Here is a 23,981-nt window from a genome sequence, read left to right on the forward strand (position 1 = left end):
GTCCGGCCGTGCGGCCGGCGCTCCGGACACCGAGCAGCGCGAGGAGAAGCGCGACGAGCGCGGTTCCGACAAGCGCGAGGAGGGCCGCCGCGACGGCGACCGGGGCGGCGACCGGGGAAGCGACCGCGGCGATCGTGGTGGCGACCGCGGCGGTGACCGTGGCGACCGGAACCAGGACCGCCAGGGCGGCGGCCGGGACCGCAACCGCAACCAGGGCCAGGGCAACCGGGACAACCGCGAACGGGACAACCGCGACAACGGCCCGGACGACGACGATGACGACGGCGGCCGGCGCCGCGGTCGGCGCTTCCGGGACCGCCGTCGGCGCGGCAGCGGGAGCGGCCGCAACGAGTCGCCGGACACCGAGGTGCGCGAGGACGACGTCCTGCTGCCGGTCGCCGGCGTGCTCGACGTGCTCGAGAACTACGCGTTCGTGCGGACCTCGGGCTACCTGTCCGGGCCGAACGACGTCTACGTGTCACTCTCGCTCGTCCGCAAGTACGGCCTGCGCCGCGGTGACGCGATCACCGGCATGGTGCGCCAGCCGCGCGACGGCGAGCAGCAGCGGCAGAAGTTCAACCCGCTGGTGCGGGTGGAGACGATCAACGGGCTGGACCCGGAGCAGGCCAAGGGCCGCGCCGAGTTCACCAAGCTGACTCCGCTCTACCCGAACGACCGGCTGCGCCTCGAGACCGAGTCGCACATCCTCACCACCCGCGTCATCGACCTGGTGATGCCGGTCGGCAAGGGTCAGCGCGCGCTGATCGTGTCGCCGCCGAAGGCCGGCAAGACGATGGTGCTGCAGGCCATCGCGAACGCGATCACCACGAACAACCCCGAGGTCTACCTCATGGTCGTGCTCGTGGACGAGCGGCCGGAAGAGGTCACCGACATGCAGCGGTCGGTGAAGGGCGAGGTCATCGCTTCGACCTTCGATCGCCCGCCGTCGGACCACACCACGGTCGCGGAGCTGTCCATCGAGCGGGCCAAGCGGCTCGTCGAGATGGGCCACGACGTGGTCGTGCTGCTCGACTCGATCACCCGACTCGGCCGCGCCTACAACCTGGCCGCGCCCGCGTCCGGCCGGATCCTGTCCGGTGGTGTCGACTCGACCGCGCTGTTCCCGCCCAAGCGGTTCCTCGGCGCGGCCCGCAACATCGAGGACGGCGGCTCGTTGACGATCTTCGCGACGGCGCTCGTGGAGACCGGTTCCGCGGGTGACACGGTGATCTTCGAGGAGTTCAAGGGCACCGGCAACGCCGAGCTGAAGCTGGACCGCAAGATCGCCGACAAGCGGACCTTCCCGGCTGTCGACGTCGACCAGTCCAGCACCCGCAAGGAGGAGCTCCTGCTTCCGCCGGACGAGCTCGCGGTCACCGTGAAGCTGCGTCGGGTGCTGCACGCGCTGGACAACCAGCAGGCCATCGACCTGCTGCTGACCCAGCTGCGCAAGACCCGCACGAACATCGAGTTCCTCATGCAGGTGGCGAAGAACACGCCGTCCGTCAACGACGACTGAGCTCGTCCTCGTCCGCAGCGTCGTCCGCATCGGCCTGCCGGCACAGGATCACCAAGGTGACCAGTGCCGGCAGGCCGATCGCCGTTGCCACCCAGGTCGGCACCGTGAACCCGCCGAACAGCAGGCCGAAGGCGAAGATCGCGGTGGGGTAGGCGACCCGCAGGCAGCGCCGCCGGCAGGCCGGCCAGGTTCGCGGGTGCACGTCGACCAGCGCGGTGACCGCCGCCGCGGCGCCGCACAGCGCGCTCGAGAGGGTCGCCTGCCACTCGGCGTCGATGAGCACGCCGAGGACCGCGACCACGCCGAGGACGGCGGTCGCGAAGAGGAAGGGGATGGCCAGCCAGGCGCGCAACGAGAGCGGCCGGCCGGACATGTCGAGGATGCCGGACAGCACCCGAGCAGTGTGTCCCGAGGTCACGAACACGATCGGTTGACTTCGGTGAACGAGCTTGCCGCTGCGGCGGAAGGCCGGCGCCGAACGGCGAGCGGTCGCTCGGCCGTCGGAATATCCCCTTGTCGGGGCGTGTTGCAGGGTAAGCCAGGTCATCTGGCAGACTGTTAGGTCGAGTCCGGCTCCGGTTCACCCCGAACGATCGGGGACCCGGCGGCCAGTGAGAAAGGGCAAGATCTGTGAAGACCGGTATTCACCCCGAGTACGTCGCGACCGAGGTCGCCTGCAGCTGTGGGAACACGTTCACCACGCGCAGCACCAAGAAGTCGGGCAGCATCCACGTCGAGATCTGCTCGAACTGCCACCCGTTCTACACGGGCAAGCAGAAGATCCTGGACACCGGCGGCCGGGTCGCTCGCTTCGAGGCCCGCTACGGCAAGCGGCAGAAGTCCAAGTAGCTTCGCGTTCGGCGCCTACCCGACTCCTCGGGTGGGCGCCGTTTTCGTGTCCGAGCCGGTGTGGAGGGGAGGTCGAGTGAACTCGACGTCGCTCAAGGAGCTGCTGGGCGAGTACGCGGAGCTGGAGCAGGCGCTCGCGGACCCGGCGGTACACGGCGATCAGGACCGGGCCCGCAAGCTCGGCCGCCGCTACGCCCAGCTGACGCCGACCGTGAAGGCGCTGCGCGAGCTGGAGTCGGCGCGCGAGGACATGACCGCCGCGCGCGAGCTGGCCGCCGAGGACGAGACGTTCGCCGCGGAGGCGGAGTCCCTCGCCGAGCGGGTCCCGGCGCTCGAGGCCCGGCTCACCGAGCTGCTGCTGCCGCGCGACCCGCACGACTCGTCGGACCTGCTGATGGAGATCAAGTCGGGGGAGGGCGGCGACGAGTCGGCCCTGTTCGCCGGCGACCTGCTGCGGATGTACCTGCGGTACGCGGAGCGGCACGGCTGGCAGACCGAGGTGCTGGACGGCACGGACACCGGGCTCGGCGGGTTCAAGGACGTCACGGTCGCGATCAAGAGCCGGACGCCCGCCGCGGACGGGGTGTGGTCGCGGCTGAAGTTCGAGGGCGGCGTGCACCGGGTGCAGCGGGTGCCGGTCACCGAGTCGCAGGGCCGGATCCACACGTCCGCGGCCGGGGTGCTCGTGTACCCGGACGTCGAGGACGTCGAGGTCGAGATCGACGAGAAGGACCTGCGGGTCGACGTGTTCCGCTCGTCGGGCAAGGGTGGGCAGAGCGTCAACACGACCGACTCGGCGGTGCGGATCACCCACCTGCCGACCGGGATCGTGGTGTCCTGCCAGAACGAGCGCAGTCAGTTGCAGAACAAGACCCGCGCCATGCAGGTGTTGCGGGCCCGGCTGGTCGCGGTGGCCGAGGAGGAGGCCGCCAAGCAGGCCGCGGACACGCGGCGCAGCCAGGTCCGCACGGTCGACCGGTCCGAGCGGGTGCGCACCTACAACTTCCCGGAGAACCGGATCTCCGACCACCGGGTGAACTACAAGGCGTACAACCTCGACCACGTGCTGGACGGCGACCTGGACGGCGTGCTCGACGCCTTGGCCGCCGCCGATCGTGACGAGCGCCTGGAAGGTGCCCAAGTCTCGCACTGACCAAACGGAACCTCAGGGGTACCGTGACGTAACCCAGCCACAAACCACTGACCGTCCGCACCTAATCGCCGGGACGCGACGACCGCATTGAATTCCGGGGAGGCGGACTAGTGACCCGACAGCCGCTGCGGCTCGCCATCATCGAGGCGGAGCGCATCCTCGCCGCCGCCGGTGTGGCGTCCCCGCGGGTCGACGCCGAGCTGATCGCCGCGCACGTGCTCGGCGTGGAGCGCGGCAGGCTGCCGCTGGTGCCGCTCGTCGACCCGCAGGTGATCGACGCGATCGGCCAGCTGGTCAACAGGCGGGCGAAGCGCGTCCCGCTGCAGCACCTGCTCGGCTGGGCGGCCATGGGTGCCGTCACCGTCGATGTCGGCCCGGGCGTGTTCGTGCCGCGGCCGGAGACCGAGCTGCTGCTGGAGTGGGGCCTGGGCGCGGTCGCGGCCGTGTCCGACCCGCTGGTGGTCGACCTGTGCACCGGCTCGGCCGCGCTCGCGCTGGCGTTCGCCCACGAGCGCCCGGACGCGACCGTGTACGCGGTCGAGCTGGACCACTCTGCGCTGGCCTGGGCACGTCGCAACGCCGAGGCCCGCGCCACGGCCGGCGACCGCCCGATAGCCCTGCACCACGGCGACGTCGCCGACCCAACGCTGCTCGTGGACCTCGACGGCAGGGTGGACCTGGTCCTGTGCAACCCGCCGTACGTGCCGATGGGCGTCGAGGTGCCGCCGGAGGTGGGGGAGCACGACCCGTTCGACGCGGTCTTCGCGCCCGCGGACGGTTTGGCGGTGATCCGCCACGTGGTCGCGGCCGCGGCTCGGCTGTTGCGTCCGGGCGGCGCGTTCGCGATGGAGCACGACGACACCCACGTCGAGTCGGTGCCCGCGCTGCTGGCCGCTCGGCGCGTGTTGACGGAAGTCGAGGATCACGAGGACCTGAACGGCTGCCCCAGATACGTGACGGCTCGGCACTCCTGACCTCACGCTCGCCTGAGGACCCCCGCGTACTGCGTGCTGGCGGCCTGGAACCGCATGGTGCCGTCGGGCTGGAGCGACAGTTCGATCGTGGCTCTGTCCACACAATATTGATGGCCGGAGGTCAGCACCTCGACCACGCGAAGCTGGTCCTGCGACGCCGTCTGCAGGCTCCACCAACCGCCACACGGGCCGTAGCGGACGTCAGCCACCTTGGTGCCGGTCGGACCCGGAGTGATCGTCACCGTGATCGAGTAGGTGTAGATGGACCGCGGCACCGTTCCGCCCCAGGCTCCCAGGAACTGCTCCGGGACTTGGCCCGACGAGCCGGAGTCCACGTTCGTCGCCGGCTGTTCGGTGGTGTCGGAGTCGTCGAAGAAGTCCGCGATGGTCGTGACGTCCGCGAAGAACGCCACCACCGCGGCGAGGACCGAGACGGTGCCGAGCGCCGCCGCTGCCGTGGTCTTCTTGCTCACGCCGCCGCCCTCCGATCTCAACCCACAGTCGCGGGCGAGCGGGCGGCCGTTACGGCAGCTCAGGGGCGGGAGTTCGCCACCATCGCGTCGTAGATGTCTTGCATGCGCTGCCACTGGGCCTGCGGGCCGGAGGCGTAGACGAAGTACTCGACGCCGTCGACGAGCCAGTACAGCGCGCGGACGTGTTGCTCGCCGCTGCCGTCGTCGTGGGTGTACTCCCACTCGATGGCCGGGTGGCCGCCGTAGACCGCGCGGCGCAGGCTGATTCGCTCGTAGTCCGTGGTGCGGTCGGCGAACTGGGTCTCGGTCACGAGGTGCAGCTGGGCGATGTCGGTCGTCTCGGTCGGGGCGCCGCCGTAGCCGAGGAAGCGGCCGGCGTCGGCCGGGTCGGAGGCGCGCATCGCGCCGGGGCCGCCGGCTCGGGCGATTCGCCAGCCGACCGGTATCACGGTCGAGACCTCGGCCGGGCCGGCCACGCGCTGGAAGCCCTGTGGCGGCGGGCGGCTGGTCGACGTCGACTCGCGGTCGCCGTTGTCCACGACGTGGGTCGGCGGCGCGGGACCCGCGATCGAAGGCACCTCCGGCCGCACCAGCAGAGCCGCGCCGAGCACGGTACTCACCACGACGTACACCGCGGCACAACACGCCGCGAGCCACCGTGAGCTGAGCGACCGCACGCTCGCCACCACTTTCACCTCTACCATCCCCCGACAACGGTCTACCGAGAGTAACGTGCCGGCACGGGGTGATCCAATGCTTCGAGCGTGGCAGGACGTCATCGTCAAATGGCGTCTGGTGCCCGACAACCTCCCGGACGAGGAGGTACCCGGCCGCCGGGACGCCGACGCGGCCAGGTCCGCCCTGCTCGACGGCCGGCTCGACGAAGCGCTGGAGAAGTTCGAGTCCGCCGCCCGATCTCGTGAACATCCACTCGATCAGGTGGGCATCGGCGACGTTCACCTCGCGCGCGGCAGGTGGCGCGAGGCTGACGAGCACTACCGGCGGGCACTGCCCGCTGGCGGCGTGGCGGCGCTGCTGGCCAAGCTCGGCCTCGGTCAGGTGCAGATCGGCGAGGGCCAGGCCGCGAGCTCGATCGCCGACCTGGAGCACCTCGTCGCCGACCGGCCGAGCGACCCGACGCTGCGCTACTACCTCGCCAGCGCCTGGTACTCGGTGGCCGAGCAGAGCCGCTCCCGTACGGCCGACGACACCCTGGTGATCACGAGCGAGCAGCAGCTGGAGATCTGCGAGCAGGCGGCGGAGCGAATCCTGTCGCTGCACGTCGACGACGAGGAGCTCGACCGCGGCGCCGAGCAGCTGCGCGGCGAGGTCGAGCTGGGCCGGCGGTGGACCTGGGCGCCGGAGGGGATCGCCGTCAGCCTGGCCGTGTTGACCGTCGCGTTGGGACTGATCACGGTCGTCGCGGGCGGCCTGACGGCCAGCCCGACCCTGGTGGTCGCCGGCGTCGTGGGCGGTGGCACGCTGCTGTTCACGACCGTGTGGCGCTTCCGCCGCCAGACCTGGCGCCGCCGCGCGGACGAGCTGGCGCCACGCATCACCCGCTACGGCGTCTGACCCCGAGGGCTACTGTCTCGCCTGTGAGCGTTGTTTACGACTGCGGCCGCGAGCAGGAGCGGGCCGACGGGCTGGCGGCCGCCGCCAGCGCGGTGCGGGGCGAGCGACTGGTGGTGATCCCGACCGACACCGTCTACGGCATCGGCGCGGACGCATTCTCCTCGAACGCCGTGAAGTCCTTGCTGGCGGCCAAGAACCGGGGCCCGGACATGCCGGTCGGCGTGCTGGTCGGCTCGTGGACGACCATCGACGGGCTCGTCCTGTCCGTGCCGCAGCCGGCGCGGGCGCTGATCGAGGCGTTCTGGCCGGGCGACCTGTCGATCGTGCTGCCGCACGCGCCGTCGCTGTCCTGGGACCTCGGCCGCAGCCACGGCACGGTCATGCTCCGGATGCCGCTGCACCCGGTGGCGATCGAGCTGCTCCGCGAGGTCGGCCCGATGGCCGTGTCCAGCGCGAACCGGTCCGGCCACCCGCCGGCGGCGACGGTCGACGAGGCCCGCACTCAGCTGGGCGCGTCGGTCGCGGTCTACCTCGACGGCGGCCCGTCCGGCGAACCGGTGCCCTCCACGATCGTGGACCTGTCCGGCGACGAGCCGGTCGTGCTGCGCGAGGGCGCGGTCAGCCTTGCCGCCGTCTCCGAGGTGATCGGCGGCGAGGTCCGCACGGCGAGCTAGCCGCGCGTGGCTGGTCAGCCGTCGCCGGCGATCTCCACGACCACCTTGCCCCGCGCCTGGCCGGCGCCGAGGCGCGCGAACGCGGCCGGGGCCTCCTCGAGCGGAACGACCGAGTCGACCACGGGCGCGACGGCGCCCGCCGTGACGAGCGCGGTGGCCTGCTCCAATGCCGCCTGGGACTGCGGCACGACGAGCACACCGACCCGCCGCCGGGTGACCAGGCCGAGGACCGGTCCGACGGTGACGGTCGCGAGAAGCACGCGCATCCGGCCGCCGACGAGGCGGTACGCGCCGCCGGGCGAGAGCGCCGCGTGAACCCGGAACGGCGAGCGGTGCGCCACGAGGTCGACGACCAGGTCGTACCGGCCGCGGTGCGTGGTCCAGTCCTCCGCCTCGTACGCGACGGTGTCGTCTGCCCCGATGGCGCGCAGGAACGGTGCTTTCGACCCGTGGTCCACGGCGGTCACCACGGCCCCACGGTGCTTCGCCAGCCCGACGACGAAGCCGCCGCCCGAGCCTCCCGCCCCGTTGACGAGCACGCGGTCCCCGGCACCGACCCCCTCGACCGCGCGCAGAGCGATGCACCCCGCCTGCGGGATCGCCGCCGCCTCGACCGCCGACAGACCGGCAGGCCGCCGCACCAGCAGATCCGGTGGCGTCGCGACGAGCTCCGCGAGGCCGCCTCGGTAGCCGCGCAGCTCGCCGAACACCTCGTCGCCGGGTGCGAACGCGGTCACCTCGGCGCCGGCGGCGACCACGACGCCCGCGACGTCGGATCCCGGGACCGGGTCGCGCGGCTTGCGGAGTCCGTTCAGCCGGGCGTAGAAGGGCGTCCCCGCCAGGTTCTCGCGGTCGGAGCCGTTGAGGGAGGCTGCCCGGACGCGGAGCAACACGTCACCCGGGCCAGGGACCGCGTCGGGGACGTCGGCGACGCGGAGCCGGTCCGAGCCGCCGTAGCCAGCCTGGACGATCGCTCGCACGCGGGCCTCCTGCCCTAGTACTTCGCCGGCACCCAGCGCATCGAGTCGAGCGGCGGGCGCTGGTAGCCCGGATCGGCGGGCTGGCGCGGCGGCAGCTCCAGCTTCGCGGGCCGCACGTCCTCGTACGGCACCACCGACAGCAGGTGCGAGATGCAGTTCAGCCGCGCCTTGCGCTTGCTGTCCGCGTCGACCACCCACCACGGCGAGTCCTCGACGTCGGTGTGGGCGAACATCTCGTCCTTCGCCTTCGAGTACTCGAACCACCGGCGGCGGGCCTCCAGGTCCATGTCGGAGATCTTCCACCGCTTGGTCCGGTCGGCGAGCCGCTCCTGGAACCGCCGCTCCTGCTCCTCGTCGGACACCGAGAACCAGTACTTCACGAGCGTGACCCCGGACCGGATCAGCAACCGCTCGAACTCCGGCGCCGCCCGAAGGAACTCCCAGTACTCCTGCTCGTTGCAGAACCCCATCACGTGCTCGACGCCCGCGCGGTTGTACCAGGACCGGTCGAACAGGACGATCTCACCGGCCGCCGGCAGGTGCGCGACGTAGCGCTGGAAGTACCACTGCGACTTCTCGCGCTCGGTCGGCGTGCCGAGCGCGGCGATCTTGCATATGCGCGGGTTGAGCGGCTCGGCGATCCGTTTGATCACGCCACCCTTGCCCGCCGCGTCCCGCCCCTCGAACAGGACCACCACCCGCAACCCGCGCGCCTTGACCCAGTCCTGGAGCTTCACAAGCTCGAGATGCAGCCGGGCCAGCTCGTCCTCGTACTCCGCCCTCTTCAGCTTCGTCACCACCGAACCGTAACCCCGATCCGGCGCGGTAGCCTGGCTCGGCAACAAGTGCCGCCACCAACCGACCGCGGAGAGTGCTACAGGCTTGGACACGCCGTTCTGGGGCCCGGACTTCGACGCCCTGGCCAGCACGGATCCCGAGATCGCCGATGTCGTGCTCGGCGAGCTCGAGCGGCTGCGGGGCGGGCTGCAACTGATCGCCAGCGAGAACCTGACGAGCCCGGCCGTGCTCGCCGCACTCGGCTCCACGCTGTCCAACAAGTACGCCGAGGGCTACCCGAACCGGCGCTACTACGGCGGCTGCGCGCAGGTCGACGTCGCCGAGGAGATCGGCATCGCGCGCGCCAAGGAGCTGTTCGGCGCCGAGCACGCCAACCTGCAGCCGCACTCCGGGGCGAGCGCGAACCTCGCCGCGTACGCCGCCTTCTGCGAGCCGGGCGACGTCGTGCTCGCGATGGACCTCAAGCAGGGCGGCCACCTCACCCACGGCTCGAAGGTCAACTTCTCCGGCTCCTGGTTCCGCCCGGTCGCCTACGGGGTGCGCGCGGACACCGAGCTCATCGACTACGACCAGGTCCGCGACCTCGCGCTGACCCACGAGCCGCGGCTGATCATCGCCGGCGCCACGGCCTACCCGCGGCTGATCGACTTCGCGGCGTTCCGCTCGATCGCGGACGAGGTCGGCGCGATCCTGATGGTCGACGCCGCGCATTTCGTCGGTCTGGTCGCGGGCAAGGCGATCCCGTCGCCCGTGCCGTTCGCCGACGTCGTGACGTTCACCACGCACAAGGTGCTGCGCGGCCCCCGCGGCGGCATGATCCTCTGCCGCGCCGAGCACGCGAAGGCGATCGACAAGGCGGTGTTCCCGTTCGCCCAGGGTGGTCCGCTCATGCACGCGGTGGCCGCCAAGGCGGTCGCGCTGCGCGAGGCGTCCACTCCGGACTTCCAGGGCTACGCCGGCCAGGTGGTGGCCAATGCCACCGCGCTCGCCAAGGGCCTGGAGGCCGAGGGCATGCGCGCGGTGTCCGGCGGCACCGACACCCACCTCGCGCTGCTCGACGTCCGGCCGCTCGACCTCACCGGCGCGGAGGCGGAGCGCCGCTGCGACGCCGTGCGCATCACGCTGAACAAGAACGCGATCCCGTTCGACCCGGCCCCGCCGGCCACCGCGTCCGGCATCCGGATCGGCTCGCCCAGCGTCACGACGCAGGGCATGACCGAGCCGGACATGGCCGAGATCGCCCGGCTGATCGGTCGTGCCGTGCGGGCCGAGCCGGGCACCGGGGCCGGTGACGCGGAGCTGGCCGACGTGGTCTCGGCCGTCGGCCGCCTCGCCGCCGCCAACCCCGCCTATCCCGGGGACGCGGGCTAGTGGTCCTCGCGCAGGAGTTCCTCCCGGCCGGGCTCCCGATCAGGGAGTACCTGCTGGTGGCGCTGACCACGGCGGTGCTCACGTTCCTGTTCACCGGGCTGGTGCGCCGCCTCGCGATCCGTTGGGGCGCGGTCGCCCACCCCCGCCAGCGAGACGTGCACACCGTGCCGATCCCGCGGCTGGGCGGGCTCGCGATGTACATGGGCGTCTGCGGCGGCATGTTCCTCGCCCACCAGCTGCCGGTGCTGCGCCGGGCGTTCGAGTACACGCTCGACCCGACCGCCGTACTCATCGGCGGCGGGCTGATCGTGCTGATCGGCATGCTCGACGACCGCTACGAGCTGGACTCGCTCACCAAGCTCGCGGGACAGACCACGTGCGCGGGCATCCTGGTGCTGTTCGGCCTGCAGTGGGTGATCCTCTGGGTGCCGTGGGGCGCGGAGGACGGGCTGGGCTCCCGGCTGGTGCTCGACCAGAACCAGGGCGCGATCGTCACCGTGCTGCTGGTCGTCACGATGGTCAACGCGATGAACTTCGTCGACGGCCTCGACGGCCTCGCCGCCGGCATCGGGCTCATCTCGGCCACCGCGACCTGTGCCTTCTCGCTCAACCTGCTGAAGCAGACCGGCGGCGACGTGAACAACTACGCGCCGGCGCTGATCGCGGCCACGCTGGCGGGCGCGTGTCTCGGCTTCCTGCCACACAACTTCCAACCGGCCCGGATCTTCATGGGCGACTCCGGGTCGATGCTGATGGGCCTGATGATGGCCGCCGCGACGACCTCGGCGTCCGGCCGGGTGCCCGACCTGAACCAGACGCAGACCATCGCCCTGCTGTCCCCGCTGCTGGTGGTGGCCGCGGTGCTGTTCGTGCCGCTGCTGGACCTGCTGCTGGCGATCATCCGGCGCACCCGCAAGGGGTTGAGCCCGTTCCACGCGGACAAGATGCACCTGCACCACCGGCTGCTGGAGATCGGCCACTCGCAGCGCCGGGCGGTCCTGCTCATCTACCTGTGGGCCGCGGTGCTCGCCTTCGGAGCGGTCGCGCTGACCATCTTCGACGCGTTCGCGGTCGCCTGGGGGACGGGCATCGGGCTCCTCGTCGCACTCGTCATCTCCGCCATCCCGAGACTGCGCGAGAGCGGTCGATCCTGACCTTGTGAGACCCCGGAGTTCGCACCTCAGGCCACCTCCGGGGGCCCGAGAATCGTGTGATAGCGTGCGATTCGTCCCCAAGGAGACATGGGGACACGCCGGCCCGCGACGGCTGGATCCGCCAGGGTTCCAACAACACCTCTGCCGTCGCTTCGACCGACAAGGAGCTTGCGCATGAGTGATCATCACGTGCCTATAGCCTGCCGGTAGGCCTGGTCGTCGTGACACCAACGCCGCCCAGCCCACGAGAGCTTCTCGGCGTCGGCTCCGCGATCGCGGTCCTGGTCGCAGGCGGAATGTTGCTGGGTTGGTTCATCGACTCCAAAGCGGGCACCCTGCCTATCTTCGCTCTTGTCGGTCTCGTGATCGGAATCACGAGCGCCTGCTTCTACGCGTATTTCAAGTTCCGGCGATTCATGAGGAATTGAGGTCGAGGTTCGATCGTGTCAGCCATGCAAGCCGCGGCGGCAAACGTGCCGGCCGCGACCGTGGTCAACCTCCGGCGACCGGTATTGATAGCGGCCGCCGTCGGTGTCGTCGGGCTGGTGGTGTGCGGCCTGCTCGGGCACATCGTGATGGGCATTCTCGGCGTGGTCGGACTGGCGCTCGGTTTGCTCAACACGCGGCTGCTGCAGCGTTCCGTGGCGAAGGTCATCGCCAGCGGCAACCCCAGCAAGAAGGCGGTCGGCTTCTCCTCCGTCCAGCGTCTGATGTGGATCACCGCGATCGCTGTCGCGCTCGGAATCTTCGTCCGCCCGGACGGCCTCGGCGTGTTCTTCGGACTCGCGGTCTTCCAGGTCATCATCATCGCCAACACCGCGATGCCGGTCATCAAGGAGCGGCACAACAATGAGTGAGACGGTGCTCGCCGCCGAGACGATCGAGGTCGGCGTCCACTCGGAATGGCACGTCTTCGGCCTGACGCTGCACGCGGACACGATCCTCGGCACGCTGGTCGCCGCGGCCGTCGTGATCGGGCTCGGCCTGTGGGTGCGCTCCCGGGTCACCTCCGGCGTGCCCAACGGCCCGCAGCTGTTCTTCGAGGGCGTGACCAAGTTCCTGCGCGACCAGGTCGAGACGAGCATCGGCGTGCGCACGGCGCCGTTCCTGGTGCCGCTCTCGATCGGACTCTTCATCTTCATCCTGGTCTGCAACTGGCTCGTCATCCTGCCGCTGCACCACTACCTGCCACCGCCGACCGCGGACGTGAACCTCGTCTACCCGCTGGCGCTGATGGTGTTCTTCTGGCGCCAGGTCGCCGGTGCCCGCCAGCACGGCGGTTTCGGCAAGCAGTTCATGCACGTCGCCAAGGGACACAACCCGGCGCTCGCGCCGATGTGGTTCCTCGAGGAGATCACCGGCGTCGTCTCGCACGCGCTGCGGCTCTTCGGCAACATCTTCGCCGGTGGCGTGATGTTGAGCCTGTTCACGCTGATCCCGTTCTACATCACCTGGCTGCCGACCGCCGGCTGGAAGTTGTTCGACCTCTTCATCGGTCTGGTGCAGGCGTTCATCTTCGCCTTCCTGACCATCATCTACTTCAGCCAGTCGATGGAGGACCGGGAGGAAGCGCACTGATCCTTCCGGATTCTCGACCGGTTCTTCCAAACCCATTCGACCAGACGCATTACTGAGAAAGATTAGGAGAATTTCGTGGCACAGGGAGCTGAACTCGGAGACGCGATCGCCACCGCGGGTGCCTACATCGGTGGTGGCCTCGCCCTCGCCGGCGGTGCCGCCGGTGCGTCCATCGGTGACGGCCTCGCCGGTAGCCAGCTCGTGGCCGGCGTCGCCCGGCAGCCGGAGGCCCAGGGCCGGCTGTACACGCCGTTCTTCATGACCGTCGCGTTCGCCGAGGGCAACTACTTCATCAACGTCGCATTCGCCGCCCTGCTCCTCTTCGTGTTCGCCGGCGCCTAAATGCTGGGCACGAGCGCGCTCTTTCTGGCGCAGGAGGAGGAGAGGCCGAACTTCCTGCTGCCGAACGCCACCATCATCGTCGAGTCGATCATCATCGCGGTCGTTCTCTTCGTGATCTGGCGGTTCGTCGTTCCTCCCGTTCGCAAGGCCATGGCGGATCGCCGCGACATGGTGCAACGGCAGATCGACGAGAGCAAGAAGGCGGACGAGAAGTTCGCGGCGGCCGAGCAGCGGCACCGTGAGGCGCTGGCCGAGGCACGGGCGGAGGCGGGCAAGATCCGCGACACGGCCCGTGCCGAGGGACAGAAGAACCTCGACGAGCTGCGTGGCGAGGCCAGTGCCGAGGTGGCCAGGGTCCGCCGCGAGGGCGACGAGCAGCTCGCGGGCCAGCGGGAGCGGGTCGTCGGCGACCTGGAGCCGCAGGTCGCCGAGCTGGCGCGGGCACTCGCGAGCCGGATCGTCGGGGAGAACGTCGCGGCGGGTGGGAGAAAACGCTGATGGCTGAGTGGATCGGCGAGCTCATCGCCTTCCTGGTCGTGCTGTTCGTGATCTGGCGGTACGTGGTGCCGCCGGTGCGCAAGATCATGACCGACCAGCAGGAGACGGTCGCCAAGCAGGTCGAGGACGCGGAGAAGGCCGGCGAGCGGCTGGCCGCGGCCGAGAAGCAGTACAGCGACGCGCTCACCGAGGCGCGGACCGAGGCGGCGAAGATCCGCGACACGGCCCGCGCCGACGGCCAGCGCATCGTCGAGGAGATGCGGGCCCAGGCCGAGCGGGAGATCGAGCGGATCAGGCAGCGTGGCGAGGAGGACCTCGCCAACCAGCGCCAGCAGGTCATCCGCGAGCTGCGCGCCCGCATCGGCCAGCAGTCCGCCGAGTCGGCGGGCGAGCTGGTCGCGACGCACCTGTCCAAGGACGCGAAGCGCAAGGCGACCGTCGACCGGTTCCTCGACGAGCTCGAGGCCATGGCCGCCCCGGAGGGCAAGGTCGCGGCTGGCAGGGGTGATGCGTGATGCAGGCCGCGAGTAGGGAAGCCCTGGCCGACGCCCGGACGCGGCTCGACGAGCAGCTCGAGGGCACCGGTGCCGACGGCGTGGCCGCGATCGCCGGCGAGCTGTTCGAGGTCGACGTCGTGCTGGTCCGCGAGCGGGCGCTGCGGCGGCTGCTGGCCGACCCGGCGACCGACCCGGCGGAGCGCAGGCGGCTCGTCGACACGGTGTTCGGCGGCAAGGTCTCCGACGCCGTGGTGGAGATCCTGAACGGCCTCGTCTCGGCCCGCTGGTCGCGGGCGGGCGACCTGGTCGACGCCACCGAGGCGCTCGCCCGGCGCGCGCAGCTGGCGGTGGCCGCACAGGACGGCTCGCTGGAGGACGTGGAGGACGAGCTGTTCCGGTTCGCCCGTGTCCTCGACTCCGAGACCCGGCTGCGGGAGCTGCTGGCCGACGAGGAGCAGCCCGAGCAGCGCCGCATGGAGCTGCTCGACGGGCTGGTGGCGAACAAGGTCAAGCCGGTCACGCTCGAGCTGCTCCGGCAGGCCGTGCGGGTGCCGCGCGGACGTACGCTGGACGCGGTGGTCAACGAGCTCGCGGAGCTCGCCGCGGCCCGACGTGAGCGGTCCGTGGCTCGCGTCACCGCCGCCGCGCCGCTGTCGGCCGAGCAGGAGCGGCGGCTGACCGACGCGCTGTCGCGCATGTACGGCCGGGCCGTCTCGGTGCAGGTGGAGCTCGACCCGGACCAGCTGGGTGGGCTGGTCATCCGGGTCGGCGACGAAGTGATCGACGGCAGCGTCGCGACGCGGCTCGCGCGGGCGCGACAGGAGCTGTCGGGCTGAGTGCGGGTCGCACTCGAGCCCCACAAACCAGGTTGAGCAAAGAGAGCAGGGACCAGAGAGCCATGGCGGAGCTGACGATCTCCTCAGACGAGATCCGGAGCGCGATCGAGAACTACGTCTCCACCTTCTCGCCCGAGACCTCGCGCGAGGAGGTGGGCACCGTCACCCTCGCCGGGGACGGCATCGCCCGGGTCGAGGGCCTCCCATCGGCCATCACCAGTGAGCTGCTGGAGTTCGAGGGCGGCGTGCTGGGTGTCGCGCAGAACCTCGACGTGCATGAGATCGGCGCGGTCATCCTCGGTGAGTTCGACAAGATCGAGGAGGGCCAGCCGGTCAAGCGGACCGGTCGGGTCCTCTCCGTGCCGGTGGGCGACGACTTCCTCGGCCGCGTGGTGAACCCGCTCGGCGAGGCGATCGACGGCCTCGGCGACATCGCCTCCGACGAGCGCCGCGCGCTCGAGCTGCAGGCGCCGAGCGTGATCAACCGGCAGCCGGTGAAGGAGCCGCTGCAGACCGGCATCAAGGCGATCGACTCGCAGACGCCGATCGGCCGCGGCCAGCGCCAGCTGATCATCGGCGACCGCAAGACCGGCAAGACCGCGGTCTGCGTCGACACGATCATCAACCAGAAGGAGAACTGGGCGACCGGCGACGAGAAGCAGCAGGTGCGCTGCATCTACGTCGCGATCGGCCAGAAGGGCTCCACGATCGCCGGTGTCCGCCAGGCGCTCGACGACGCCGGCGCGCTGGAGTACACGACGATCGTCGCCGCGCCCGCGTCCGACTCGGCCGGCTTCAAGTGGCTCGCCCCCTACACCGGCTCGGCACTCGGCCAGCACTGGATGTACCAGGGCAAGCACGTCCTGATCGTCTTCGACGACCTGACCAAGCAGGCCGAGGCCTACCGCGCGATCTCGCTGCTGCTGCGCCGCCCGCCGGGCCGCGAGGCGTTCCCCGGCGACGTCTTCTACTTGCACTCCCGCCTGCTGGAGCGCTGCGCGAAGCTGTCCGACGAGCTGGGCGGCGGCTCGATGACCGGCCTGCCGCTCATCGAGACCAAGGCCAACGACGTGTCGGCCTACATCCCGACCAACGTCATCTCGATCACCGACGGCCAGTGCTTCCTCGAGACCGACCTGTTCAACCAGGGCGTCCGCCCGGCCATCAACGTCGGCATCTCGGTGTCCCGCGTCGGTGGCTCCGCGCAGATCAAGGCGATGCGCAAGGTGGCCGGCTCGCTGCGCCTGGACCTGTCCCAGTTCCGTGAGCTGGAGGCGTTCTCCGCGTTCGCCTCCGACCTGGACGCCGCCTCCCGTGCCCAGCTGGACCGCGGCACGCGGCTGGTCGAGGTGCTCAAGCAGCCGCAGTTCTCGCCGCTGCCCGCCGAGGAGCAGGTCGTCGCGATCTACGCCGGCACCCGGGGTCACCTCGACTCGGTCCCGGTGGGCGACGTGCGGCGGTTCGAGACGGAGCTGCTCGAGCACATGCGCCACAACGAGGCCGGCGTGCTCGCGGAGATCCGCGACACCAAGGACCTGTCCGAGGACAACGAGGAGCGCCTCGTCAACGCCATCAACGCGGTCAAGGAGCAGTTCACCGCGGCGGACGGCAGCTCGGTCGTCAACGAGCCGGAGGCCGAGGCGATGGACGAGAGCGAGGTCGGCCGCGAGTCGGTGAAGGTCCGGCGCGCCGCGCCGGCCCGGAAGTGATCGGGTAGCCGACATGCCAGCACAGGTACGCATCCTCCGCCGCAGGATCCGCGCGACCCAGTCGATGCGGAAGATCACCAAGGCGCAGGAGCTGATCGCCACCTCGCGAATCGCCAAGGCCCAGGCCCGGGTCGAGGCGGCGCGGCCGTACACAGACGGAATCACCGACGTGGTGTCCGCGCTGGCCGAGACCGCCGCGCTGGACCACCCGCTGCTGGTCGAGCGGGAGAACCGCGACCTCGCCGCGGTGCTGGTGGTGACCAGCGACCGCGGGCTGTGCGGCGGCTACAACGCCAACGTCCTGCGCCGGGCGGAAGAGCTGATGGCCCTGCTCAAGGGGCAGGGCAAGGAGCCGCTGCTGTACGTGATCGGCCGCAAGGGCGTGAACTACTACAAGTTCCGCCAGCGCCCGATCGTCCACTCGTGGTCCGGGTTCTCCGAGCGACCGGAGTACGCCCACGCGGCGGAGGCGGCGCACGAGCTCGTCGCCGCGTTCCTCGCCGGCACGGAGTACGCCGAGGACGACGCCGCGCCGCTGGGCACCGACAACGGCGAGGTGCTCAACGCGGACGAGATCCACATCGTCTACACCGAGTTCCGCAGCATGCTCACGCAGACCGCGGTGGCGCACCGGTTGGCGCCGATCGAGGTCGAGTACGGCGCGGAGGACGTCGGGCCGACGCCGTCCTACGAGTTCGAGCCGGACCCCGAGGAGCTGTTCGGGTCGCTGCTGCCGCGGTACCTGTCCGCTCGGGTGTGGACGGCCCTGCTGGAGGCCGCGGCCTCGGAGTCCGCGTCCCGGCGCCGCGCGATGAAGGCGGCCACGGACAACGCGAACGACCTCATCCGGGACCTGACCCTCGATGCCAACCGGGCCCGCCAAGCCCAGATCACCCAGGAGATCAGCGAGATCGTCGGGGGCGTTGACGCGCTCGCGGCCGCCGCAGGAAGTGATGACTGACCTATGACTGCCACTGTTTCCTCTGCGACTTCGTCAGGGACGACCGCCGGTCGCGTCCTGCGGATCACCGGCCCGGTCGTCGACGTCGAGTTCCCCCGCGACGCGATGCCGGTGCTGTTCACCGCCCTGCACGCCGAGGTCGAGTTCGAAGAGCTCGCCAAGACGCTGACCCTCGAGGTCGCCCAGCACCTCGGCGACAACGTCGTGCGCACGATCTCCATGCAGCCCACCGATGGTCTGGTGCGCGGCAAGGAGGTCGTCAGCACCGGCAAGCCGATCTCCGTGCCGATCGGCGACGAGGTCAAGGGCCACGTGTTCAACGCGCTCGGCGAGTGCCTCGACGAGCCCGGCTACGGCAAGGACCTCACGCACTGGGGCATCCACCGCCCGGCGCCGCCGTTCGACCAGCTCGAGGGCCGCACCGAGATGCTGGAGACCGGCCTGAAGGTCGTCGACCTGCTCACCCCGTACGTGCGCGGTGGCAAGATCGGCCTGTTCGGCGGCGCCGGCGTGGGCAAGACGGTGCTCATCCAGGAGATGATCAACCGCATCGCCCGCAACTTCGGTGGCACGTCGGTGTTCGCCGGCGTCGGCGAGCGCACCCGTGAGGGCAACGACCTGTGGCTGGAGCTGCAGGAGGCGAACGTCCTCAAGGACACCGCGCTGGTGTTCGGGCAGATGGACGAGCCGCCGGGCACCCGCATGCGGGTCGCGCTGTCCGCGCTGACCATGGCGGAGTGGTTCCGGGACGAGAAGGGCGTGGACGTCCTTCTGTTCATCGACAACATCTTCCGGTTCACCCAGGCCGGCTCCGAGGTCTCCACGCTGCTCGGCCGCATGCCGTCCGCGGTGGGCTACCAGCCGACCCTGGCCGACGAGATGGGCGAGCTGCAGGAGCGGATCACCTCGACCAAGGGCCGGTCGATCACCTCGATGCAGGCGATCTACGTGCCCGCGGACGACTACACCGACCCCGCGCCCGCCACCACGTTCGCCCACCTGGACGCCACCACGGAGCTTTCCCGGGCAGTGTTCTCCAAGGGCATCTTCCCGGCGGTGGACCCGCTGGCGTCCAGCTCGACCATCCTCGACCCGGCCATCGTCGGCGACGAGCACTACGCGGTCGCGCAGGAGGTCATCCGGATTCTCCAGCGCTACCAGGACCTGCAGGACATCATCGCGATCCTCGGTATCGACGAGCTGTCCGAAGAGGACAAGCAGCTGGTCGGCCGGGCGCGGCGGATCGAGCGGTTCCTGTCGCAGAACATGATGGCGGCGGAGCAGTTCACCGGGCAGCCGGGTTCGACCGTGCCGCTCAAGGAGACCATCGAGGCGTTCGACAAGCTCACCAAGGGCGACTTCGACCACTATCCGGAGCAGGCGTTCTTCCTGATCGGCGGGCTCGAGGACCTCGACCGCAAGTACAACGAGCTCACCAAGAAGTGACGCCGGACCGCCGCAGCGAAGGAGACCCACGTGGCTGACATGCGCGTCGAGCTGGTCGCGCCGGACCGGCTGCTCTGGGAAGGGCAGGCCACGTTCGTGTTCGCCCGGACCACGGCCGGCGAGATCGGCATCCTGCCGCGGCACGTCCCGCTGGTCGCCGAGATCATCGAGGGCGAGATGGTCCGGATCGACTCGGCGGACGGTGAGGAGTTCCGCGCCGCCGTCCACGGCGGGTTCCTGTCCGTTACGGAGCAGGGTGTGACGATCTTGGCGGAGTCGGCCGAACCGGCCGAGGAGGTCGACGTCGAGCAGGCGCAACGCGACTTCCAGAGCGAGGACGAGGAAGTGCGCAACCGGGGCCGCGCCCAGTTGCGTGCGGCCGGCCATTCGGCGGTCTGACCAGCGATTCCACGACCGACGCCCCCGGCACCCGCCGGGGGCGTCGTCGTTTCGGTCCACTTCGGACAGACGGGCCGGGTGACGTGGCCCACCGACGTGAAGAGCGGCCTGAGTGGTGACGTCGTCGACAGACCAATTACACTGCGAGAGCCCCCGGATCGATGCCCCGGACGAGGAGGTGCGGCGTGTCTCTCGAGCTGGTCACGGTCGCGCCACTCACCTGGCTGGGCGTTTGTGCCGGCGCCGTCCGCGGATCCCACGCCACAGGGCCGTTGGGCTGAGGCCGGGAGCGGGCCGTGGACATCAGCGTCGTAGTCGGAGCGGTCCTCGTACTGGGTCTGGGCGTGCTCGGATATCTCACTCTGCGTAGGCTGCGCGCGTTGCGTTCGGGCGGCGTGCACGCCGCGCTGCGCACCCGCCTGGACCCGACGGGCAAGGGCTGGCATCTCGGGGTCGGCCGCTACCACGGGGACGAGTTCGTCTGGTTCCGCGTGCTGAGCCTGCGACCGGGTCCGGACCGCGTGCTGCACCGCAGCGGCCTGGAGATCGCCGACCGCCGCGACCCGTCGGGCGCCGAGCTGTACGGTATGCCGCCGGGCACCCGGGTGCTCCGCTTCACCGACCCCCAGGGCGCGACGATCGAACCGGAGATGGAGATCGCGATGAGCCCGGACGCGCTGACGGGCTTCCTCTCCTGGCTGGAGTCCGCCCCGCCGGGCCGCCTGCCCTGGGTCTCCTAGCTCGGTCTCCTGGCACTGTCTCCTAGGTCTTGTGCGCCTTGGCGGCCGCGAAGCAGTAGACGCCGAAGGCGGCCAGGCCCAGCGCCACCGCGATCAGCAGCGCCGTCCCGAACGGTTGGGCCGCGAGCGTGCGCAGCGCCGCGTCCAGGCCGCCGGCCTCCTTCGGGTCGTGGGTCAGGGCCGCGATGCCGATCAGCACTCCAACGATGCCGAACGTGACGCCCTTCGCGAGGTAGCCGAGCACTCCCAACCGCCGCACCCACTGCTGTGTGCCGGCCGGTAGGTCGGTCAGGTCGAGGTCGCGCAGGAACGACTTGCGAAACCCCTTCGACACGTCGTGCAGCCCGTACCCGATGACGGCGAGTGCCAGCGCGGCCACGATGTACGGGCCGGCCGGCAGGGCGAGCAGCTTCGCGGTCAGCGTCTGCTGCTGCTCGTTGCCCGACCCGGTGCCACCCGACCCGGAAGCGTACGACACGGCCGTGACGCCGAGCGAGATCCCGATCGCGGCCCGGACCGCGGCGCCGATCCGCTTGCGGGTGCGCTTGCCCTTCTTGCCGATCCAGTGATAGCCCGTCGCCGCGAGCAGCAGCTGCCAGGCACCGAAGGCGAACAGGCCGATCGCCAACACCCACAGCAGGAACCCGCCGATCCCGGTCGAGCCGACCTCCTGGACGGCTCCGCGCTGGTCGGCCTGCTGGCCGCCGTCGCCGACCGCCACCCGCACTGCCAGGTACGCCACGAGCAGGTGGACCACGCCATAGCAGACCATCCCGCCGCGGCCCAACACCTGGAATGTCGTGCTGTTCTTCGCACGCGTCGTCGCCTGAGTCCTGGTTGACATGGCGGAGTGCTACCCACATCCGGCCAGACGGAACGGGCCGTTCGCAGTAATCGCGCCTACACGGGCACGGTCAGCGTGGCCAGGTAGCCGGTGGTGACGTCACCGGTGACCTCGGCGAGCTGGGTGTCCCAGCCGTCGCTGAACACGTTGTCGCGCTCCAGCGAGGTCCCCGCGAGGTTGCGCACGCTCTGGTCGTAGCCGTCGGTGGCGTACACCGCCTCGCAGACGTCCTGGGGGAGCGCGAGCTGTGAGGTGGTCAGCTTCGCGCCGGCGGACGTGGCGTCGCCGAGGCTCCGGTAGACCTCGAAGTGCGCGTGCGGCCACCGCCCGGAGTAGGCGGCCGGGAAGATGCTGCTGAACGCCAGTTTCCCGGCCTCGTCGGCCTCCTGCACGCCGCGCAGGTAGTTCTGGTCCGCGGCCGCGTCGGAGTACAGCGAGTAGGCGCCGTCGCGGTCGCAGTGCCACAGGTAGACCGCCGCGCCGGCCAGCGGGGCGCCGGTGTCCGCCTCGACGACGGTCAGCTCGAAGCGCAGCGGCACGCCGTCGGCCGTCCCGCTCGCGTCGCCGAAGCTCGTCCGGATGTCGGAGCGGACGATGCCGCTCTCGGTGAGCACGTTGGGCCCGTTCGAGCCGTCGCCGGGGAACGGACCGGCGGTCTCCTCGGGGATCTCCTCGAGCGACCCGGCCGCCGTCGTGCCCGCGCCTCCGCCCGTCGTACCCGCGGTGCTCGTCGGGGTCGGTGCCGCGTCGGATCCCGTGCCGCAGCCCGCGAGCACGGCCAGGCTCGCGCCGCCGAAGAGGGCCAGGACGTTGCGTCTGCTGCGCAGGGTCGCGAGGTCGAACTCGAGGCCCCGGTCGTGGTCGTGCATGTCGAACCTTTCCTTGTCGTCGGTTCGATCGTGCCCGGGGCGGCTTTGCGGCGCCTGTGCGGTTCCTGTGCGCCCGCTCAGCGCCCGCCGCCGGGTGCCCACAGCACGTCGCCGTCCGGGTTGGCCACCCGGGACAGCACGAACAGCAGGTCGGACAGGCGGTTCAGGTACTTCACGGCCAGCGTGTTCGTGCGCTCGGCATCGGCCTCGACGAGCCGCCACCCGCTGCGCTCCGCGCGCCGGGTGACCGTGCGAGCCACATGCAGCAGGGCCGCGCCCGCGGTGCCGCCCGGCAGGATGAACGAGCTCAGCTTCGGCACCCGGGCGTTGAAGTCGTCGCACCAGCCCTCGAGCCGCTCGACGTAGGGCTCGGTGATTCGCAGCGGCGGGTACTTCGGGTCCGGCACGACCGGCGCGCACAGGTCGGCGCCGACGTCGAACAGGTCGTTCTGCACCCCGCGCAGCACCTCGACGATCTCCTCGGGCAGCCCGCCCATCGAGACCGCGACGCCGATCGCCGCGTTGGCCTCGTCCACGTCGGCGTACGCCGCCAGCCGAGGGTCGGTCTTGGGCACCCGGTGCCCGTCGCCGAGCGCGGTGGTGCCGTCGTCGCCGACCTTGGTGTACACGCGAGTGATGTGAACGGCCATGGCCCGACGATACGGGTCTACGCCGGGGGATCGACCTCCAGCAGGGTCTTGCCGACCGTGGCGCGCGACTCGATCGCGGCATGCGCGTCGGCCGCCCGGTCGAGCGGAAAGCGCTGCCCGATCAACGGTCGCAGCCGCCCCGCAGCCGCCTCGGCCAGCGCGCTCTCGGTGTGACCGCGCATCTCCTCGGGCGTCGCGTCGGTACGCAGCAGCGTGACTCCCCGCTCGGCCGCCTCCTCCGGCGTGACCGGGCTCCAGCCGCCACTCGCCAGCCCGTAGCTCAACATCCGGCCGCCGCGGGGGAGCAGCTCGAACGCCGCCCGGCTGACGTCCCCGCCGACTCCGTCGAGCACGACGTCGACCGCGCCGACTCGCTCCGCCCAGCCCGGCGACCGGTAGTCCACGACCTCGTCGGCGCCGAGCTCCCGGGCGACGGCGAGCTTTCGGGTCCCGCCGGCCGCGGCCACGACGTGCGCGCCGGCCGCCTTCACCAGCTGCACGAGCAGGCTGCCGACCCCGCCGGCGGCCGCCTCGACGAGCACGCGCTCGCCCGGTTTCGGCTCCGCCGTGGCGACGAGCAGGGTCGCCGTACGCCCGTCCGCGAGCAGCGCGGTCGCCGCGTCGAGCGCGACGCCCGCCGGCACCGGGAGCACGCCGGCGGCGTCGACCGCGACCCGCGACGCGTAGCCGCCCGAGCCGCCGGTCGCACTGACCACCGTGGTGCCGACCAACCCGGGATCGACGCCGTCGCCGACCGCGGCGACCACGCCGCCCACGCCGTTGCCGGGGACCACCGGCGGCGTCACCGGGAACGGCCCGCGCCCGGCCCGTACCTGCGTCTCGACGAACGTGATGTTCGCGTAGGCCACGTCGACCAACGCCTGTCCCGGCCCGGCCTCCGGGTCGGGCTCCTCCCGCGCGACGAGCACCTCCGGCCCGCCGAACTCCGTCATCCACACCGCACGCATGACCCCAGCGTGCAACCTCGACCTAGGTGGAGGTCAATCCTTCGGCGCGGGCGGCTCGCCCGGTTCCTGTGGCGCGGTGGGAGCCGGCGGTTCGCCCGGTGCCGCGGGCCCGACCGGCGCGGGC

29 protein-coding genes are annotated in these 23,981 nt (G+C 70.9%); 20 read left to right on the forward strand and 9 right to left on the reverse strand.

What is annotated here, in order from left to right:
- Positions 1-1,519, forward strand: a 1,519-nt coding sequence (gene rho / locus ACRDSK_RS17460) for a transcription termination factor Rho (RefSeq protein WP_431442108.1), incomplete at its 5' end; no start/stop codon positions are given.
- On the opposite strand, the gene ACRDSK_RS17465 is transcribed toward rho, so the two are convergent.
- On the reverse strand, positions 1,506-1,913 hold the full coding sequence (locus ACRDSK_RS17465) for a hypothetical protein (protein WP_431442109.1): 408 nt from the start codon (positions 1,911-1,913) through the stop codon (positions 1,506-1,508). The two genes, rho and ACRDSK_RS17465, sit on opposite strands and share 14 nt — an antisense overlap.
- 236 nt (positions 1,914-2,149) lie before the next feature.
- On the opposite strand from ACRDSK_RS17465, the gene rpmE reads away from it, so the two are divergent.
- From rpmE to prmC, 3 genes are all read left to right on the forward strand, one after another.
- A complete protein-coding gene (gene rpmE / locus ACRDSK_RS17470; protein WP_431442110.1) occupies positions 2,150-2,368 on the forward strand; it encodes a 50S ribosomal protein L31 in 219 nt (72 codons plus the stop codon).
- A 76-nt stretch (positions 2,369-2,444) separates the two neighbouring features.
- Complete coding sequence (prfA, locus tag ACRDSK_RS17475) at positions 2,445-3,521, forward strand: peptide chain release factor 1 (RefSeq protein WP_431442111.1); 1,077 nt, start codon at positions 2,445-2,447, stop codon at positions 3,519-3,521.
- Positions 3,522-3,631: 110 nt separating this feature from the next.
- Positions 3,632-4,495 (forward strand): peptide chain release factor N(5)-glutamine methyltransferase, encoded by an 864-nt coding sequence (gene prmC, locus ACRDSK_RS17480; protein WP_431442112.1) that lies wholly within the window; start codon positions 3,632-3,634, stop codon positions 4,493-4,495.
- A gap of 2 nt (positions 4,496-4,497) precedes the next feature.
- Here prmC and ACRDSK_RS17485 read toward each other — a convergent pair whose 3' ends face one another.
- Both ACRDSK_RS17485 and ACRDSK_RS17490 read right to left on the reverse strand, forming a co-directional pair.
- On the reverse strand, positions 4,498-4,968 hold the full coding sequence (locus ACRDSK_RS17485; RefSeq protein ID WP_431442113.1) for a hypothetical protein: 471 nt from the start codon (positions 4,966-4,968) through the stop codon (positions 4,498-4,500).
- 59 nt (positions 4,969-5,027) lie between these two features.
- Positions 5,028-5,654, reverse strand: coding sequence for a hypothetical protein (locus ACRDSK_RS17490; protein ID WP_431442114.1), 627 nt, complete (start codon positions 5,652-5,654; stop codon positions 5,028-5,030).
- Positions 5,655-5,721: 67 nt separating this feature from the next.
- Between ACRDSK_RS17490 and ACRDSK_RS17495 the strand changes: the two genes are divergently transcribed.
- Positions 5,722-6,543, forward strand: coding sequence for a hypothetical protein (locus ACRDSK_RS17495; RefSeq protein ID WP_431442115.1), 822 nt, complete (start codon positions 5,722-5,724; stop codon positions 6,541-6,543).
- Positions 6,544-6,566: 23 nt separating this feature from the next.
- Positions 6,567-7,217, forward strand: a complete 651-nt coding sequence (locus tag ACRDSK_RS17500; RefSeq protein ID WP_431442116.1) for an L-threonylcarbamoyladenylate synthase — start codon at positions 6,567-6,569, stop codon at positions 7,215-7,217.
- A 14-nt stretch (positions 7,218-7,231) separates the two neighbouring features.
- Here the strand turns inward: ACRDSK_RS17500 and ACRDSK_RS17505 are convergent, their stop codons facing one another.
- Both ACRDSK_RS17505 and ppk2 read right to left on the reverse strand, forming a co-directional pair.
- Positions 7,232-8,197, reverse strand: coding sequence for an NAD(P)-dependent alcohol dehydrogenase (locus ACRDSK_RS17505; RefSeq protein WP_431442117.1), 966 nt, complete (start codon positions 8,195-8,197; stop codon positions 7,232-7,234).
- A gap of 14 nt (positions 8,198-8,211) precedes the next feature.
- Positions 8,212-8,994 (reverse strand): polyphosphate kinase 2, encoded by a 783-nt coding sequence (gene ppk2, locus ACRDSK_RS17510; protein WP_431442118.1) that lies wholly within the window; start codon positions 8,992-8,994, stop codon positions 8,212-8,214.
- Between the two features lie 85 nt (positions 8,995-9,079).
- On the opposite strand from ppk2, the gene glyA reads away from it, so the two are divergent.
- The 14 genes from glyA (at position 9,080) to ACRDSK_RS17580 (ending at position 20,526) form a co-directional block, all read left to right on the forward strand.
- Positions 9,080-10,366 (forward strand): serine hydroxymethyltransferase, encoded by a 1,287-nt coding sequence (glyA, locus tag ACRDSK_RS17515; RefSeq protein ID WP_431442119.1) that lies wholly within the window; start codon positions 9,080-9,082, stop codon positions 10,364-10,366.
- Complete coding sequence (locus ACRDSK_RS17520; RefSeq protein WP_431442120.1) at positions 10,366-11,520, forward strand: glycosyltransferase family 4 protein; 1,155 nt, start codon at positions 10,366-10,368, stop codon at positions 11,518-11,520. The genes glyA and ACRDSK_RS17520 overlap by 1 nt, the downstream gene beginning before the upstream one ends.
- Positions 11,521-11,741: 221 nt before the next feature.
- On the forward strand, positions 11,742-11,948 hold the full coding sequence (locus ACRDSK_RS17525) for an AtpZ/AtpI family protein (protein WP_431442121.1): 207 nt from the start codon (positions 11,742-11,744) through the stop codon (positions 11,946-11,948).
- Between the two features lie 24 nt (positions 11,949-11,972).
- Entirely contained in the window at positions 11,973-12,377 is a 405-nt protein-coding gene (locus ACRDSK_RS17530; protein ID WP_431442122.1) for an ATP synthase subunit I, read from the forward strand.
- Positions 12,370-13,098 carry a F0F1 ATP synthase subunit A gene (gene atpB, locus ACRDSK_RS17535; RefSeq protein WP_431442123.1) on the forward strand — a complete coding sequence of 243 codons (729 nt, stop codon included), beginning with the start codon at positions 12,370-12,372 and terminating at the stop codon, positions 13,096-13,098. The genes ACRDSK_RS17530 and atpB overlap by 8 nt, the downstream gene beginning before the upstream one ends.
- Positions 13,099-13,173: 75 nt before the next feature.
- Positions 13,174-13,440: an ATP synthase F0 subunit C gene (gene atpE, locus ACRDSK_RS17540; protein ID WP_431429846.1), complete on the forward strand. Its 267-nt coding sequence runs from the start codon at positions 13,174-13,176 to the stop codon at positions 13,438-13,440.
- Positions 13,441-13,938, forward strand: a complete 498-nt coding sequence (locus ACRDSK_RS17545) for a F0F1 ATP synthase subunit B (protein ID WP_431442124.1) — start codon at positions 13,441-13,443, stop codon at positions 13,936-13,938.
- Positions 13,938-14,453 (forward strand): F0F1 ATP synthase subunit B, encoded by a 516-nt coding sequence (locus tag ACRDSK_RS17550; RefSeq protein WP_431442125.1) that lies wholly within the window; start codon positions 13,938-13,940, stop codon positions 14,451-14,453. The genes ACRDSK_RS17545 and ACRDSK_RS17550 overlap by 1 nt, the downstream gene beginning before the upstream one ends.
- Positions 14,453-15,271 carry a F0F1 ATP synthase subunit delta gene (locus tag ACRDSK_RS17555; RefSeq protein WP_431442126.1) on the forward strand — a complete coding sequence of 273 codons (819 nt, stop codon included), beginning with the start codon at positions 14,453-14,455 and terminating at the stop codon, positions 15,269-15,271. Before ACRDSK_RS17550 ends, ACRDSK_RS17555 begins: the two co-directional genes overlap by 1 nt.
- Before the next feature lie 62 nt (positions 15,272-15,333).
- Entirely contained in the window at positions 15,334-16,980 is a 1,647-nt protein-coding gene (atpA, locus tag ACRDSK_RS17560) for a F0F1 ATP synthase subunit alpha (protein WP_431442127.1), read from the forward strand.
- A 13-nt stretch (positions 16,981-16,993) separates the two neighbouring features.
- A complete protein-coding gene (locus ACRDSK_RS17565) occupies positions 16,994-17,941 on the forward strand; it encodes a F0F1 ATP synthase subunit gamma (protein ID WP_431442128.1) in 948 nt (315 codons plus the stop codon).
- A 3-nt stretch (positions 17,942-17,944) separates the two neighbouring features.
- Complete coding sequence (gene atpD / locus ACRDSK_RS17570; RefSeq protein WP_431442129.1) at positions 17,945-19,387, forward strand: F0F1 ATP synthase subunit beta; 1,443 nt, start codon at positions 17,945-17,947, stop codon at positions 19,385-19,387.
- A 30-nt stretch (positions 19,388-19,417) separates the two neighbouring features.
- The gene (locus ACRDSK_RS17575; protein WP_431442130.1) at positions 19,418-19,786 is read left to right on the forward strand and encodes a F0F1 ATP synthase subunit epsilon; all 369 of its coding nucleotides are present in this window, start codon (positions 19,418-19,420) and stop codon (positions 19,784-19,786) included.
- Positions 19,787-20,082: 296 nt separating this feature from the next.
- Complete coding sequence (locus tag ACRDSK_RS17580; RefSeq protein ID WP_431442131.1) at positions 20,083-20,526, forward strand: DUF2550 domain-containing protein; 444 nt, start codon at positions 20,083-20,085, stop codon at positions 20,524-20,526.
- A gap of 22 nt (positions 20,527-20,548) precedes the next feature.
- Here ACRDSK_RS17580 and ACRDSK_RS17585 read toward each other — a convergent pair whose 3' ends face one another.
- From ACRDSK_RS17585 to ACRDSK_RS17600, 4 genes are all read right to left on the reverse strand, one after another.
- The gene (locus ACRDSK_RS17585) at positions 20,549-21,370 is read right to left on the reverse strand and encodes a DUF1206 domain-containing protein (RefSeq protein ID WP_431442132.1); all 822 of its coding nucleotides are present in this window, start codon (positions 21,368-21,370) and stop codon (positions 20,549-20,551) included.
- A 56-nt stretch (positions 21,371-21,426) separates the two neighbouring features.
- Entirely contained in the window at positions 21,427-22,239 is an 813-nt protein-coding gene (locus ACRDSK_RS17590) for an intradiol ring-cleavage dioxygenase (RefSeq protein WP_431442133.1), read from the reverse strand.
- A gap of 77 nt (positions 22,240-22,316) precedes the next feature.
- Positions 22,317-22,889 (reverse strand): cob(I)yrinic acid a,c-diamide adenosyltransferase, encoded by a 573-nt coding sequence (locus ACRDSK_RS17595; protein WP_431442134.1) that lies wholly within the window; start codon positions 22,887-22,889, stop codon positions 22,317-22,319.
- 17 nt (positions 22,890-22,906) lie between these two features.
- Positions 22,907-23,857, reverse strand: coding sequence for a zinc-binding dehydrogenase (locus tag ACRDSK_RS17600; protein ID WP_431442135.1), 951 nt, complete (start codon positions 23,855-23,857; stop codon positions 22,907-22,909).
- Positions 23,858-23,981: the final 124 nt, after the last annotated feature.

This window comes from Actinophytocola sp. (genome assembly GCF_050699915.1).
Classification (GTDB): domain Bacteria; phylum Actinomycetota; class Actinomycetes; order Mycobacteriales; family Pseudonocardiaceae; genus Actinophytocola.